9 protein-coding genes are annotated in these 15097 nt (G+C 66.0%); 3 read left to right on the top strand and 6 right to left on the bottom strand.

Going from position 1 to position 15097, the window contains the following annotated elements; genetic code table 11:
* Window positions 1–5: 5 nt before the first annotated feature.
* The 5 genes from BraRD5C2_RS08820 to BraRD5C2_RS08840 form a co-directional block, all read right to left on the bottom strand.
* Window positions 6–1493, bottom strand: a complete 1488-nt coding sequence (locus BraRD5C2_RS08820) for an efflux transporter outer membrane subunit (RefSeq protein ID WP_223967897.1) — start codon at window positions 1491–1493, stop codon at window positions 6–8.
* Window positions 1494–4778, bottom strand: coding sequence for an efflux RND transporter permease subunit (locus BraRD5C2_RS08825; protein WP_223967898.1), 3285 nt, complete (start codon window positions 4776–4778; stop codon window positions 1494–1496). It lies immediately after the preceding gene.
* A gap of 3 nt (window positions 4779–4781) precedes the next feature.
* Complete coding sequence (locus BraRD5C2_RS08830) at window positions 4782–7889, bottom strand: MdtB/MuxB family multidrug efflux RND transporter permease subunit (protein ID WP_223967899.1); 3108 nt, start codon at window positions 7887–7889, stop codon at window positions 4782–4784.
* A complete protein-coding gene (locus tag BraRD5C2_RS08835) occupies window positions 7886–9226 on the bottom strand; it encodes an MdtA/MuxA family multidrug efflux RND transporter periplasmic adaptor subunit (protein WP_223967900.1) in 1341 nt (446 codons plus the stop codon). Before BraRD5C2_RS08835 ends, BraRD5C2_RS08830 begins: the two co-directional genes overlap by 4 nt.
* Before the next feature lie 179 nt (window positions 9227–9405).
* Window positions 9406–10851: a DASS family sodium-coupled anion symporter gene (locus tag BraRD5C2_RS08840; RefSeq protein WP_223967901.1), complete on the bottom strand. Its 1446-nt coding sequence runs from the start codon at window positions 10849–10851 to the stop codon at window positions 9406–9408.
* A gap of 223 nt (window positions 10852–11074) precedes the next feature.
* Here BraRD5C2_RS08840 and aat point away from each other — a divergent pair, with 223 nt between their 5' ends.
* The gene (gene aat / locus BraRD5C2_RS08845; RefSeq protein ID WP_223967902.1) at window positions 11075–11755 is read left to right on the top strand and encodes a leucyl/phenylalanyl-tRNA--protein transferase; all 681 of its coding nucleotides are present in this window, start codon (window positions 11075–11077) and stop codon (window positions 11753–11755) included.
* Window positions 11756–11865: 110 nt separating this feature from the next.
* On the opposite strand, the gene BraRD5C2_RS08850 is transcribed toward aat, so the two are convergent.
* Window positions 11866–12858, bottom strand: coding sequence for a DUF2155 domain-containing protein (locus BraRD5C2_RS08850; RefSeq protein WP_223967903.1), 993 nt, complete (start codon window positions 12856–12858; stop codon window positions 11866–11868).
* 258 nt (window positions 12859–13116) lie between these two features.
* On the opposite strand from BraRD5C2_RS08850, the gene BraRD5C2_RS08855 reads away from it, so the two are divergent.
* Together BraRD5C2_RS08855 and BraRD5C2_RS08860 are read left to right on the top strand one after the other, a co-directional pair.
* Window positions 13117–13896 carry an SDR family NAD(P)-dependent oxidoreductase gene (locus BraRD5C2_RS08855; RefSeq protein WP_223967904.1) on the top strand — a complete coding sequence of 260 codons (780 nt, stop codon included), beginning with the start codon at window positions 13117–13119 and terminating at the stop codon, window positions 13894–13896.
* Window positions 13897–14019: 123 nt separating this feature from the next.
* A complete protein-coding gene (locus BraRD5C2_RS08860; RefSeq protein ID WP_223967905.1) occupies window positions 14020–14961 on the top strand; it encodes an alpha/beta hydrolase in 942 nt (313 codons plus the stop codon).
* The last annotated feature ends 136 nt before the right edge of the window (window positions 14962–15097 follow it).

The following is a 15097-nucleotide window of genomic DNA, read 5'->3' on the forward strand; positions in this document are numbered from 1 at the left end:
CGACCTCATGGCACTGCCGCCGCGAGCGTGCCGGCCGGCGTCCAGCCACCGCCCAGCGCCTGGAACAGGCTGCTTGCCGCCAGCAGCTTGTTGAGCCGCACCGTCACGAGGTTGAGTTCAGCCGTGAACAGCGTCTGCTGCGTCTGCAGCACCGTGATGAGATTGACCGTGCCGCCGCGCAGCTGCGTCTCGGAAACCTCGAACGCCTTGCGCGAGCTCGCCACCACGTCGGACTGCAGCCGCTCCTGCAGCGTGTACTTCTGCAACGCGATCAGCGCCTTCTCGACATCGGCGAAGGCCGACAGCACCGCCTTGCGATAGGCCTGCAGGTTTTGCAATTGCTGGCCCTTGGCGAGCTTGAACTGGCTCTCCAGCAGGAAGCCGTCGAACAGCGGCTGGGTCAGCCCGGCGGCGAGCGTGTAGTACCAGGCGCCCGGCGCAAACAGCGAGGCGAGCGCCGCGCTCTGGAAGCCCGTGGTGCCGGTCAGCTGGATCTGCGGAAAGAACGCCGCGCGCGCCGCATCGACACTGAAATTGGAGGCCGCGAGCTGCGCCTCGGCCTGGCGGACGTCAGGCCGCTGGTAGAGCAGTTCCGACGGCATCCCCGGCGTAATGCGCGGCACCGAGATCTGCGTGGTGCTGCCGCCGCGCACCGCGAAATCAGCCGGTGCGCGCGCAACCAGCAGCGCGAGCGCGGCGGTGTTTTGCCCCAGCGTCACCTCGAGCGGCGGGATCGCCGCGCGCTGCGTGGCGACCAGCGCCTCCTGCTGCGACAGGTCAAGCTGCGAGGCGGTACCGCCGGCGAATTGCGACTTGATCAAAGCCAGGATGCGCTCGGCCGCCGCCAGATTGCGCCGGGTGGCCTTGATCTGGTCCTGCGCCGCCAGCACCTGGAAGTAGGTGTTGGCCACCGTCGCCATCGTGGTCAGCGCGACCACCTCGCGATTGTAGCGTGCGCTGGTTGCGCTCTCCTCCGACGCCGACAGCGTCGCGCGGTTCTTGCCCCAGAAATCGACGATGTAGCTCGCGCTCAGCCCCAGACTGTACTGCGAGAACGTCCCGCTGCTCCCGCCGAGCAATGAACTCGATCCCGTCGCGACCTTCTGACGCTCGGCATTCGCCGATCCCGAGATCGACGGCAGCAGCGCGGCGCCGGACACGCCGGCCTGCGCGTCCGCCTGCACGATCTGGGCGATCGCCACCGCGATATCGAGATTGTATTGCTGCGCAGACTCCATCAGCCCGGTCAGCTCGGGCGAGCGGAAGCCGCGCCACCAGGCGAGCGCCGGAACGGCGGCGTCGGCATCACCCTTGGCCGCGGCGCGATAGCTTGCCGGCACTTCGAGACTGAGCTCGGGCTTCTCCACCCCGGGAATGCAGCCGGTCAGGCCAAGGCTCAGACCAAGGCTGAGGCCGCCGAACGCGGCCACGCGCCGAAACCGGACCGGTTTCCGCAAGATTCGAAAACTATGCAACGCTGCACCTGTCGGCATTTACTCGCCCGGTTGAAGTGAGGAGCCCGGCATCCGCACGGCGCCGCCGCGGCGGACGCGCAGGGCCCACAAGCGGAACCGGTCGAGATAGAGGTAAATCACCGGCGTCGTGTAGAGCGTCAGGACCTGGCTCAGGATCAGGCCGCCGACGATGGCGATGCCGAGCGGCTGCCGCAGCTCGCCGCCGTCGCCCATCCCGACGGCGAGCGGCACCGCGCCGAGCAGCGCGGCCATCGTCGTCATCATGATGGGACGGAAGCGCAGCAGGCATGCCTCCTTGATCGCCTCGAGCGGCTCCAGCCCGCGCCTGCGTTCCGCGTCCAGCGCAAAGTCGATCATCATGATGGCGTTCTTCTTCACAATGCCGATCAGCAGGATGACGCCGATCAGCGCCATGATACTGAACTCGGTCTTGAATGCCATCAGCGCCAGCAAGGCACCCACACCTGCAGAGGGCAGTGTGGACAAGATGGTCAGCGGATGGACGTAGCTCTCATAGAGCACGCCCAGCACGATGTAGATCGTGACGATCGCGGCCAGGATCAGGAACGGCTGGTTGCTCAGCGAATCCTGGAACGCCTTCGCCGAGCCCTGGAAGGTGCCGCGGATCGTGGCCGGGACGCCGATCCGGTTCATCGTCGCCTCGATACTGCCGACCGCGGTGCTCAGCGACACGTTCGGCGGCAGGTTGAACGAGATGGTGTTGGCGACCAGGAGGCCCTGGTGGTTGACCGCAAGCGGCGTCGCGCCCTGCTTGAACGCCGCCACCGCCGACAGCGGGATCATGGTCTCGCTGTTGGTCGAGACCGCCGATCCGGTCGAGGCCACGCCCTTCCCGGTCGAGCCGATCGAATTGGTGGCCTGGTTGCGCGCGGCCTGGGCATTGGCCGAACTGGCCGCGCTCGAGGCTCCCGACGCCACCACGGTGCCCGCCACCGCGTTGGTCGATTGCGAGCCGCCGACCGATCCGCCCGACGTGCTGATATAGACGTCCTTCAGCGTCTCGGGGTTCTGCCAGTAGCGCGGTGCGACCTCCATGATGACGTGATACTGGTTGCGCGCGACATAGATCGTCGACACCTGACGCTGGCCGAAGGCGTCGTAGAGAGTGTTGTCGATCTGGCTCACCGTGATGCCGAGCCGGGCCGCGGCATCGCGGTCGATCACGAGGTCGGATTCCAGGCCCTTGTTCTGCTGGTCGCTGTTGACGTCGGCGAGGTTCGGATCGCGCTGCATGGCCGCCGCAATCTTCGGCGTCCAGTCATTGAGCTCCTCCAGCGTCGATCCCTGCAGCGAGTACTGATACTGCGCATTCGAGGCCCTGCCCCCGACCCTGATGTCCTGCACCGCCTGCAGGAACAGGCTCGCGCCGGGCACCACCGCCATCTCCCGGCGCAGCCGTGAAATCACGCCGTCGGCCCCAATTTTGCGCTGGTCGAGCGGGCGCAGCGAGACGAACACGAAACCGGAATTGGTCTGGCCGCCGCCGGTGAAGCCGACCACCGTCTCGACCGCCGGATCGCGCTTGATGATGCCGACGAACTGCGCGAGCTTCTGCTGCATCAACTGGAACGACACGCTCTGGTCGGCCTGGATCGAGCCGACCAGCCGCCCGGTGTCCTGCTGCGGGAAGAAGCCCTTCGGGATCACATCGTAGAGATAGAAGTTGAGGCCGAACACCGCCGCCAGGATCAGCATCACCGACAGTGGATGCGCCAGCGCCGCGGTCAGCGTCCTGCGGTAGAAGTTCAGCATCGCCTCGAAGAAGCGCTCGCTGGCCCAATAGAGCCGGCCGTGGCCGCCGCGGTCCGGCTTGAGCAGCACCGCGCACATCATCGGGGTGGTCGCCAGCGAGACCGCGAGCGAGATCAGGATCGAGATCGAGATCGTCATCGCGAATTCGCGGAACAGCCGCCCGACGATGCCGGCCATCAACAGGATCGGGATGAACACCGCGATCAGCGAGATGCTCATCGACAGCACGGTAAAGCCGACCTCGTTGGCGCCCTTCAGCGCTGCTTCGAGCGGGCTCAGGCCCTCCTCGATGTAGCGGGTGACGTTCTCCAGCACGACGATGGCGTCGTCGACCACGAAGCCGGTCGCGACCGTCAGCGCCATCAGCGACAGATTGTCGAGGCTGTAGCCGATCAGGTACATCGCCCCGAAAGTCGCCACCAGCGACACCGAGACCGCCACCACCGGAATGAGGGTGGCGCGCAAATTGCGCAGGAACGCGAACACCACGATGATGACCAGCATCACCGCCAGGACCAGCGTCCGTTCGACGTCGCGGAGCGAGGTGCGGATGGTCGTCGAGCGGTCGACCGCCAAGCCGATGTCGATCGCCGGCGAAATCGAGGCCTGCAATTGCGGCATCAGCCCCTTTACCAGGTCGACGGTACTGATGATGTTGGCGTTCGGCTGCCGGTAGAGGATCAGCAGCACCGCCGGCTTGCCGTTGGCGAGCCCGGCATTGCGCAGGTTCTCGACGCCGTCGGCCACCTCACCGACGTCGGAGAGATGAACCGGGGCGCCATTGCGGTAGGCCACGATCAGCGATCTGTAGTCGTCGGCCTTGTTGGCTTGGTCGTTGGCGTAGACCTGGTAGCGCTGGTCGCCCACATCGATACCGCCCTTGGGGCTGTGGGCATTGGCGCTCGACAGCGCCGCGCGGACGTCTTCCAGACCGATGCCGTATTTGTAGAGCGCCTGCGGGATCAGATCGACGCGCACGGCAGGCAGCGAGCTGCCGCCGACCACGACCTCGCCGATACCCTCGACCTGCGACAGCTTCTGCGCCAGCACCGTGGAGGCGGCGTCGTAGAGAGCGCCGCGGGTCAGCGTATCCGACGTCAGCGTCAGGATCAGGATCGGCGCGTCGGCCGGGTTGACCTTGCGGTAGGTCGGATTGCTGCGCAGGCTGGTCGGCAGATCGGCCCGCGCCGCATTGATTGCGGCCTGCACGTCCCGCGCCGCGCCGTTGATGTCGCGGTTCAACCCGAACTGCAGCGTGATCCGGGTCGAGCCGACCGAGCTCGACGACGTCATTTCAGTCACATCGGCGATCTGACCGAGATGCCGCTCAAGCGGGCTGGCGACCGTGGTTGCGACGTCCTGCGGGCTGGCGCCGGGCAGCGTCGCCTGCACCGAGATGGTCGGAAAATCCACTTGCGGTAGCGGCGACACCGGCAGCTTGAAGAACGCGACAAGGCCGGCCGCCGCAAGCCCGAACGTCAACAGCGTGGTTGCGACCGGCCGGCGGATGAAGGGCGTTGACGGATCCATGGCTCAACGCGACCCGCTCGCCTCGCCGACCTCGTCCGCCCGCCCTGCAAACCGCAGCGCCAGGCGATCGAACCAGAGATAGATCACGGGCGTCGTGAACAGGGTCAGCAGCTGGCTCACCAAGAGGCCGCCGACAATCGAGATGCCGAGCGGATGCCGCAGCTCGGAGCCCGCGCCGCTGCCGAGCATCAGCGGCAGCGCGCCGAGCACGGCTGCCATCGTCGTCATGATGATCGGCCGGAACCGCAACAGGCAGGCCTGGTAGATCGCCTCCCGCGGCGGTTTGCTCTCGTTGCGCTCGGCATCGAGTGCGAAGTCGATCATCATGATCGCGTTCTTCTTCACGATGCCGATCAGGAGGATGATGCCGATGATCGCGATGATGGTGAGGTCCTGGCCTGCCATCATCAGCGCCAGCAACGCGCCGATCCCGGCCGAAGGCAGCGTCGAGAGGATGGTCAGCGGATGGATGAAGCTCTCATAGAGCACGCCCAGCACGATATAGACCGTGATGATCGCAGCCAGGATCAGGAACAGCTGGTTGGAAAGCGAGGACTGGAACGCCAGCGCCGCGCCCTGGAAGCTCGTGATCATGCCGAGCGGCTGGTTGATTTCAGCCTGCGCCTGCTTGATCGCGGTCACCGCCCCGCCGAGCGAGGCGCCCGGCGCCAGGTTGAACGAAACGGTTGCCGACGGGAACTGGCCGAGATGTGAGACCTGCAACGGCGCGGTCTCGACCCGCATCCTGGCCATGACGGACAGCGGCACCGGCGTCGAGCCCACAGATGACGGTAGATAGATCGACGACAGCGAATCCAGCGAGTTCTGCAACGACGGATCGGCCTCGAGGATGACGCGGTACTGGTTCGAATTGGTGAAGACGGTGGAGACGATGCGCTGGCCGTAGGAATCGTACAGCGCGTTGTCGATCGTCGCCGGCGTGATGCCGAACCGCGCGGCCTGGTCGCGATCGATGTCCACGAATACCGAAAGTCCCTGTGCGGAGATGTCGCTGGTGACGTCGCTGAGCTCCGGCAATTCCCTGAGCTTGTCGACCAGCTTCGGCGTCCATTCCGCGAGTTCGTTCGGGTCGGCGTCTTGCAGGATGAACTGATACTGCGTGCGGCTCACGGTGCCTTCGATGGTGAGGTCCTGGACCGGCTGCATGTAGAGCGTGATGCCGGTCAGATCAGCCGTACTGGCCTTGATCCGGTTCATGATCGTCGCGACGCCGGCCTTGCGCTGCTCGTGCGGCTTCAGATTGATCAGGATGCGGCCGCTGTTGAGCGTGGTGTTTGTGCCGTCGACGCCGATGAACGACGACAGGCTCTCGACGTCGGGATCCCTGAGGATCGCGCTGGCGAGCCGCTGCTGCCGCTCGGCCATCGCCGCATAGGACACCGATTGCGGCGCCTCCGAGATCGCCTGGATCACGCCGGTGTCTTGCACCGGAAAGAAGCCCTTGGGGATGACCACGTAGAGCAGCGCCGTGAGACCAAAGGTGGCGAGCGCGATCAGCAGTACGAACGTCTGGCGGTCGAGCACCCAGTTGAGCATCCGGCCGTAGATCGCGATGACGGCGTCGAAGCCTTCCCGGCTGAGCCGCTGGAAGGTGTTCTCGCGCGTCATACTCTCCGGCTTCAGCAGTTTTGCGCAGGCCATCGGCACCAGCGTCAGCGACACCACGGCGGAGATCAGGATCGTGACCGACAGCGTGATGGCGAATTCGCGGAACAGGCGGCCGACGACGTCGCCCATGAACAGCAGCGGGATCAGCACCGCGATCAGCGACACCGTCAGCGAGATGATGGTGAAGCCGATCTGCTCGGAGCCGCGCAGCGCCGCCTCGAGTGGAGATTCGCCCTCCTCGATATAGCGCGAGATGTTCTCGATCACGACGATGGCGTCGTCGACCACGAAGCCGGTCGCGATCGTCAGCGCCATCAGCGACAGATTGTTCAGGCTGAAGCCGAACAGATACATCGCCCCCAGCGTGCCGACCAGCGACAGCGGCACCGACAGGCTCGGGATCAGCGTGGCGCGGGTCGAGCGCAGGAACACGAAGATCACCAGCACGACCAGGATCACCGCAAGCGCCAGCTCGTATTCGACGTCGCGGACCGAGGCCCGGATCGTGACGGTGCGGTCGGTCAGGATGTTGAGGTCGATCGCCGCCGGCAGCGTCGCCTGCAACTGCGGCAACAGGTCCTTGATGCCCTGGACCACCGAGATCACGTTGGCGCCGGGCTGGCGCTGGATGTTGAGGATGATCGCCTGCGTCTCGTTCATCCAGGCGCCGAGCTTGTCGTTCTGCGCGCCGTCGACGACGTTGCCGACGTCGCTGAGGCGGACCGGCGAGCCGTTCTTGTAGGCGATGATCAGCGAGCGGTAGTCGCTGGCATTGCGGATCTGGTCGTTGGCATTGATGGTGTAGGCCCGCATCGCGCCGTCGAAATTGCCCTTCGGCGTATTGACGTTGGCGTTGCCGAGCGTGGTGCGGAGATCGTCGATGTTCAGCCCATAGGCCGCGAGCTTGCGGATGTCGGCCTGGATGCGCACCGCGGGCCGCTGGCCGCCGCTGATGCTGACGAGGCCGACGCCAGGTAACTGCGAGATCTTCTGCGCCAGCCGGGTGTCGACGAAGTCCTGCACCTGGGTCAGCGGCATGGTCTTCGAGGTCAGGCCCAGCGTCAGGATTGGCGCGTCAGCAGGATTGACCTTGGCGTAGATCGGCGGCGCCGGCAGGTCCGACGGCAACAGATTGCCCGCGGCGTTGATCGCGGCCTGCACCTCCTGCTCGGCGACGTCGAGCGAGATCGACAGGCCGAACTGCAGTGTGATGACAGATGAACCGGCAGAGCTCACCGAGCTCATCTGGTTCAGATTCGGCATCTGGCCGAATTGCACCTCGAGCGGCGCCGTCACCGACGACGTCATCACGTCCGGGCTGGCGCCCGGATAGAAGGTCTGCACCTGGATAGTCGGATAATCGACTTCCGGCAGCGCTGCGACCGGCAGGAATCTGAACGCCAGCATGCCCGACAGCATGATGGCGATCATCATCAGGGTCGTCGCCACCGGCCGCAGGATGAATGGCCGCGACGGGTTCATTTCTTCTGCCCGTCCGCGGAACCCTTATGGTCGCCGCCTCCCGGCTTGTCGGGAGCAGCGCCGCCCTTGCTATCTGTCTTGACGTCTCCCTTGGCGGTGCCATTCGCCGCGCCGCTCGCCGTCCCCTTGGCCGCGCCGGCCGGGCTTGCGGCATCGGCGGCGGAGCGCACCACCACCTTGGCGCCCTCGCGCAGCTTGTCGGCGCCGTCGATCACGATGCGATCGCCGGGCACAAGCCCCGAGAGCACCTCGACGCGGTCGCCGTCGGTGACGCCGATTTTCACCGGCCGCACCGAGACCGTGCTGTCGGCGTTGACGAGATAGACGAAGGTGCCGGGGACGCCGCGCTGGATGCCGGCGGTCGACATCGTCGTGGCATCCTTGTGGGTGTCGAGCAGCAGGCGGATGTTGACGAACTGGTTCGGATAGAGCGTGCGTTTCTCGTTCTCGAACTGGGCGCGCAGCTTGATCGTGCCGGTGGTCGCATCGATCTGGCTGTCGAAGGTCTGCAGTGATCCCTCGGCGAGCTTGTTGGCGCCGCTGCGGTCATAGGCCGCCGTCGGCAGCACCGCGCCGTCCTTCAACCGCTTCGCGACCGCCTGCAGATTGTCCTCCGGCAGCGTGAACAGCACGCTGATCGGCTCGAGCTGCGTGATCACGACAAGGCCGTTGGTGTCGCCCGGCGTCACGTAGTTGCCGAGGTCGACCTGGCGCAGTCCGACCCGCCCGTTGATCGGCGAGACGATGTGACAATATTGCAAATTCACTTCGGCCGATTTCACCGACGCGCGGTCGGCCTCGACCGTGCCCTGATACTGCGCGACCAGCGCGACCTGGGTATCGAGCGTCTGATGCGGCACGGCGTTCTGCGTGGCGAGGTTCTGGTAGCGGGTGAGATCGACCTGGGCGCCCTTCAGCTGCGCCTCGTCGCGCGCCAGAGTGCCCTTGGCCTGCGCCAGCGTCGCCTCATAGGGACGCGAATCGATCTCGGCGATCAGGTCACCCTTCTTGACCTCATCACCCTCCTTGAAATCGATCTTCATCAGGTAGCCGCTGATCTGGCTCCGGATCGTCACGGTGGCGAGCGACGTCACGGTGCCGAGCGCATTCAGGCTGACGCCGATGTCGCCCTTGCCGACGGCCTCCGGCACGATCGACATCGGCCCGGCGTTGCGCCCGCCGCCGGCCTGCGGCGGCGCGGCCTGCTGCCGCGTCCACCAGACGATGCCGGCGAGCACCGCCAGCACGACACACCCGGTCAGAAACCCTCGCCCGCGCGACGGCCGCCTGGTTTGCTCGGGCGCCACAATCGACGGGTCTTTGACATGCTGGTCCATAAACTTGCCCACGAAGAAACACGAACGAGCTCGCGCCGCTCTATGTGTCCCCTGAAGTTCGCGCGCGCCACATCCGAGGAAGCATTTTGAACGCTTCGGTCGGACAAAGCGCGTTAAGAATCGGAAAGGATAGCCCTCCTTCCCGATCGGCCGCTGTTTCTCGCTGGATTGTGGCTATTTTACCCGATCATCTGTAGCCAGGGCAACACGATCAGCAACAATCCGGCAAAGTAGATTACGCCGAAGATCAGCCCGAACTTCCAGAAGTCGCCTTTGCCTATATAGCCGCTGCCGTAATACATCGGCGCCGGTCCGGTGGCGTAGGGTGAGATCACCCCCATCAGTCCGAGCGAATAGACGCACAGCAGCATCAGGGTCTGCACCGACAGGCCGGGAATGCTGGAGCCGACGGCGAGCACCACCGGCAGCACGGCGGCGGTATGCGAGGTGATGCTCGAGAAGAAATAGTGGATCCAGAAGAAGAATGTGACGAGCAGGATCATCCCGACCAGCGGCGACGTCCCTGCGAGCGGCTTCGCATAACCCTCGGCCACCCATTTGATGAAGCCGATCTCGTTGAGACCCGACGACAGCGTGAGCAGCGAGGTGAAATAGAAAAATACCTCCCACGCGCTCTTCTCCGCGACGATGTCTTCGAACGCGATCACACCTGACAGCAGCATCAGCGAGATCACGACGAACACCACCGTGGTCGCGTTGATGAAGTTCGAGCCGAGCAGCGGCACGCTGATGTTGGGATTGGAGCCGCAGATCCACAGGAACATCGCGAGCAGCACCAGCACCGCCATGATCCATTCGTGGCGCGACGGCGGCCCCATCTTGGCGAGCTCGCCCTCGCTCCAGGTCACGATCTCCGGGCTCTCCTTGATCTCGGGCCGGCAGATGACGTAGCTCAACAGCGGCACCAGCAGCAGCAAGAGGATACCCAGCGGCGCGAATCCGATGAACCATTGCGACCAGCCGATCTCGATATTGACGAGCTTCTTGGCGATCGACAGCGCGGCGGCGTTCGGCGCCAGCGCGGTCAGAAACAGCGAGCTGGTGACGGCCGTGGTCGCAAACGCCGTCCACATCACGAAGGTGCCGATCTTGCCCGCGGTCGGGCCGGGCTCGGAGCCGTAGATGCGCGGGATGTTGCTGACGATCGGATAGATGGTGCCGCCCGAGCGTGCGGTGTTGGAGGGCGTTGCCGGCGCCAGCACCAGATCGGAGAACGCCACCGCATAGCCGAGCCCGATCGTGCGGCGGCCGAGCCCGCGCACCAGGAGCAGCGCCAGCCGGCGGCCGAGCCCGCTCTTGCGGTAGCCGATCGAGAACACGAAGGCGCCGACGATCAGCCACACCGTGCTCTCGGAGAAGCCGGCGAGCATCCAGCGCAGCGACTTGTTCGGGTCAGGCTCGACGTAGCCGCCGACACCGGCGACCGTGAGGCCGATCAGGCCCACGGCGCCGACCGGCATCGATTCGAGGATCAGCCCGGTGATCACGGCGGCGAACACCGCAAAATAGTGCCACTGATTGGCGTTCAGCCCTGATGGCACCGGCACCAGATAGATCACCAGCCAGACCAGCAACGGCGCAAACGTCCGCCATGACGATTTCATGCAGCGTCCCCCTCACCTGTGTTGATTGTCAGGCGCGCAAGCCGCCATGTCCCGGGCGTCGGCGCCATCTTTTTGCGGCAATGTAGCATGGCCGCGCAGTCCGTCTCGGGAAACTGCGGCGGAATGGCGCGGCTTGTGGAGGAACCGGCGCGTTTCGTCAACACGTCGCGACCCCTGGCAGGCCCCATCGCAAGTCTGCCCGCGCTTTGCTATCTTCGCCGGCATGACCGCACGCGACTCCGCCTCCTCCGAGATCACGCCCGAGGTGCTGCTGCGCGCCTATGCCTGCGGCATCTTCCCGATGGCGGAGAGCGCCGACGATCCGACCCTGTTCTGGGTCGAGCCCGAATTGCGCGGCGTGATTCCATTCGACGGCTTCCGTGTCGCCTCCCGCCTGGCGCGCACCGTGCGCTCGGATGTGTTCAGCGTCACCGTCGATACCGCGTTCAAGGCCGTGATCGCCGGTTGCGCGGCGCCGCAGCCCGGCCGCGACGACACCTGGATCAACAAGCGGATCCGCGATCTCTATCTCGGACTGCACGCGTCAGGCCATTGCCACAGTGTCGAGGTCTGGCAGGACGACAATCTGGTCGGCGGCCTCTACGGCGTCAGCCTCGGCCGCGCCTTCTTCGGCGAGAGCATGTTTCACACCACGCGCGACGCATCGAAGGTGGCGCTGGTGCATCTGGTGGCCCGATTGATCGCGGGCGGGTTCGAGCTGCTCGACACGCAATATGTGACCGAGCATCTGAAGACGTTCGGCGCGGTGGAGATTTCGCGCCGCCGCTATCGCGCGCTGCTCGACAAGGCGATCGCAGGCGAGCCGGCGGATTTCCGCAAGCTCGACACGACACAGCCGGTCAAGGGTGCCGAGGCGCTTTCGATCATCGCTGCGCGCAATTGATCTCGCGGCGGATGTAGCCCGGATGAAGCGAAGCGCAATCCGGGACGACGCTATCCGCGCAGAAAGAACCCGGATTTCGCTAACGCTCCATCCGGGCTACGCAGTGCCAATCAATTTCCGAACAATCCGCCGAACAGTCCGCCCGGCCGCTGCTGCTGGGGCGGCGGAGGTGGCGGCGGCTGCTGCTGGTATTGCGGCAGCGGTTGCGGCGGCGGACGCGGTGCGGCCTGCTTCGGCGGCGCGCGCTTCTGGGCCGGCGGCGGAGGCGTCGGCGCCTTCGGCGGATCGGGCGCGGCGGTCACGATGGTCTGGTCCGGGCCTTTGCAGTCGGTCAGCCAGATGTCGTAGATCGGATGCTCGACGCCATGCAGGCCGGGGCTCGCCGCGAACATCCAGCCGGAGAATATCCGCTTCACCTCGCCCTGCAACGTGATCTCGTCGACCTCGACAAAGGCGTCGGTGTTGGCGGCTTCCGTCGACGGCCTGGTGTAGCAGGCATCGGTCTTCACCCGCAGCGCGCCGAACTGCACGGTCTCGCCGATGTCCTCGTCGAAATTGATGATGCGCCCGGTGATCTTGTCGAGGCCGGAGAAGCTCGCCTTCTTGTTGGTGATCTTGGTCGACGGTGGCTCCTGCACGACCTCGTCGCCCGGCTGCAACGCGGCCGGTGTCTGCGGCGCCGCGCCCGGAGCCGCGCCCTTGGCGGCCGGACGCTGCCCCGGCGCCGGGTTGGCTGCGGGCGGTGTGTTGGCAACGGCGGGCCCACCGGGCTGCGGCGGCTGCACCGCAACGCCGGGCGGCGCGACAGTGCTGCCTGGCGGCGGTGCCAAAGGCTGCGACTGCACATTACCAGGCGGCGGCACCGACTGGCCCGGCGGCAACGCGCGCGGCTGCGTTGGCAGCAGACGGCCGCGCGGCAGTTCCGGCACTTCCTCGTCGTCGTCGCTGGGTGGCGCCACCTGGCCACGCGGAATCGAGCCGGGCGGACGCGGCGCGGGATCGGAGAAAATCGTTCCGATCTGCGCGCGCGCGGGCGGCGCAAGCGAGATGGTTGAGGCGGCGACCAGGGCCGCAAAGCCAGTCAGGGCAATGGTTCGAAGCATCTCGCGGGCTTTAAAAGGCGAATCGGGCTCGCGACAGTTTACCTTGATATCGGCCGCTCGCAGGCCTCCGGTTAACACGCCGAATACGGCGGGGAAAGGGCGCCCGGAGGCCCGTCCCCGGGCCGTCGGCCAGGCACGGGTCACCCTCTGGTCACCCTTGGGAACACGTGTGATAGTCCTCACGCTGAAGGCGCGCGACACCGCGCGAAAACCTGAGAAAATCCGGATCGAACCGGACCAGCCAGAGGAAACCCAAACATGCCAGATCGCATCAGGCTCGACGGCCGGGTTGCCGTCGTCACCGGGGCTGCCGGCGTCATCGGAACCGCCACGCTCCAGCTGCTCGCCGAACGTGGGGCCCGGATCGTCGCAGTCGACCGCAAGGGGGCCGATCTTGCAGCGGCCATCAAGGACCTCCCCGCCTCGGCCGAGGCCCTCGCGATCACCGCGGACGTCACCGATGAGGACGAGGTCAGGGACTATGTCCGCGCCGCCGTCGACCGCTTCGGCACCATCGACGCCTTCTACAACAACGCCGGCATCGAGGGCGACGTCAGGCCGATCCAGGAATATTCGCTGGAGAGCTTTCGCCGGGTGCTCGACGTCAATGTCGTCGGCGTCTTCCTCGGCATGAAGCATGTGCTGCCTGTGATGCTGAAGCAGAACAAGGGCAGCATCATCAACACCGCCTCGATCGCCGGCCTGATGGGATCGCCGATGATCGCGGTCTACAGCGCCAGCAAGCACGCGGTGATCGGGCTGACCAAGAGCGCGGCCTGGGAATGCACCGGCACCGGCGTGCGGGTCAATTGCGTCTGCCCCGGCATGATCGAGAGCCGGATGCTGAGCACCATTCTGCAGGGACGTTCCGGCGGCAACGCGCCGCCGCCGGTCGAGAAGATCGTCGACCGCATCCCGGCGCGCCGGCTCGGCCTCGCAAGCGAGGTCGCATCGATCGTCGCTTTCCTCGCTTCCGACGAGGCGAGCTACGTCTCCGGCTCCGCCTACACCGTCGACGGCGGCCGCACCGCCGCCTGACACAACCGTCATTCCGGGGCGGTCCGCAGGACCGAACCCGGAATCTCGAGATTCCGGGTTCGATGTTACGCATCGCCCCGGAATGACATCAATCAAAACCGAACATCATAGGTCACAACCAATATGCCCGTCGTTCTCGATCCCGATGCCGCTGCCGTCTACAAGGCTTTCCAGGAGGCCGGCCGCCCCGCCTATGAATCGCTGACCGCACCGGAAGCGCGCGACTATTATCGCGCCGCCCGCATCGTCTCCAATCCCGAGCCGCCGGCCCTTGAATCGAGCAAGCCGCTTGCGATCCCGGCGCCGCACGGCGCGATCCCGGCCCGCATCTACACGCCGAAGACGCTGCGCAGGAAGGACGGGCTCGCGCCGTGCCTGGTGTTCTTCCATGGCGGCGGCTGGGTGATCGGCGATCTCGACACCCATGAGGTGGTTTGCCAGAAGCTCGCCCATGAGGGCGAACTGATCGTGATCTCGGTCGACTACCGGCTGGCGCCCGAGCACCGCTTCCCTGCTGCGGTGGACGACGCCGTCACCGCAACCAAATGGGTCGCCGCCAACGCCAAGGCGCTCGGCATCGATGCTGCGCGCCTGATCGTCGGCGGCGACAGCGCCGGCGGCAATCTGGCTGCGGTGGTCGCCCTCACCGCCCGCGACGGCGGACCGAAGCTCGCCGCCCAGCTGCTGGTCTATCCCGCGACTGATTTCTCGCGGAAGCATCCCTCGCATCGCGAGCCCGAGACCAGCATCCTGTTGACGCATTCGGTGATCGGCTGGTTCGGCGACCATTATCTCGGCGGCGCCGACAACAGCGACTGGCGCGCCTCGCCCGCGCGCGCGAAAGACTTCGCCGGATTGCCGCTGGCCTATGTGCTGACCGCCGGCGCCGATCCGCTGCGCGACGAAGGCGACGAGTACGCCAAATTCCTCAAGGACGCCGGCGTGCCCGTCACCTACCGGCATTTCCCCGGCCAGTTCCATGGCTTCTTCACCATGGGCAAGCTGCTCAACCAGGCCAACATCGCGGTGACCGAGATCAGCGCCTGGCTGAAGACGCTCGGCTAGCGATCCGATCCGGGCGACGCGCTTGCAGCGTCGCCCTCTCGATCGAAGCTCGGAGTGGATGGCGCGCGCAGCTTGCGGCGTTAGCGCGCCTTGAAGTTCCCCGCGCCGCGCGATAGTGCGGCCGGGCACGCTTCGC

The organism is Bradyrhizobium sp. RD5-C2 (genome assembly GCF_019972155.1).
Taxonomy (GTDB): Bacteria; Pseudomonadota; Alphaproteobacteria; order Rhizobiales; family Xanthobacteraceae; genus Bradyrhizobium.

What these genes read in the sequence shown, in the direction of transcription:
- BraRD5C2_RS08830 (WP_223967899.1), bottom strand. Translation starts at nt 7,889, where the DNA reads ATGAACCCGTCGCGGCCATTCATCCTGCGGCCGGTGGCGACGACCCTG.
- aat (WP_223967902.1), top strand. Translation starts at nt 11,075, where the DNA reads ATGACCGCACGCGACTCCGCCTCCTCCGAGATCACGCCCGAGGTGCTG.
- BraRD5C2_RS08850 (WP_223967903.1), bottom strand. Translation starts at nt 12,858, where the DNA reads ATGCTTCGAACCATTGCCCTGACTGGCTTTGCGGCCCTGGTCGCCGCC.
- BraRD5C2_RS08840 (WP_223967901.1), bottom strand. Translation starts at nt 10,851, where the DNA reads ATGAAATCGTCATGGCGGACGTTTGCGCCGTTGCTGGTCTGGCTGGTG.
- BraRD5C2_RS08825 (WP_223967898.1), bottom strand. Translation starts at nt 4,778, where the DNA reads ATGGATCCGTCAACGCCCTTCATCCGCCGGCCGGTCGCAACCACGCTG.
- BraRD5C2_RS08855 (WP_223967904.1), top strand. Translation starts at nt 13,117, where the DNA reads ATGCCAGATCGCATCAGGCTCGACGGCCGGGTTGCCGTCGTCACCGGG.
- BraRD5C2_RS08860 (WP_223967905.1), top strand. Translation starts at nt 14,020, where the DNA reads ATGCCCGTCGTTCTCGATCCCGATGCCGCTGCCGTCTACAAGGCTTTC.
- BraRD5C2_RS08835 (WP_223967900.1), bottom strand. Translation starts at nt 9,226, where the DNA reads ATGGACCAGCATGTCAAAGACCCGTCGATTGTGGCGCCCGAGCAAACC.
- BraRD5C2_RS08820 (WP_223967897.1), bottom strand. Translation starts at nt 1,493, where the DNA reads ATGCCGACAGGTGCAGCGTTGCATAGTTTTCGAATCTTGCGGAAACCG.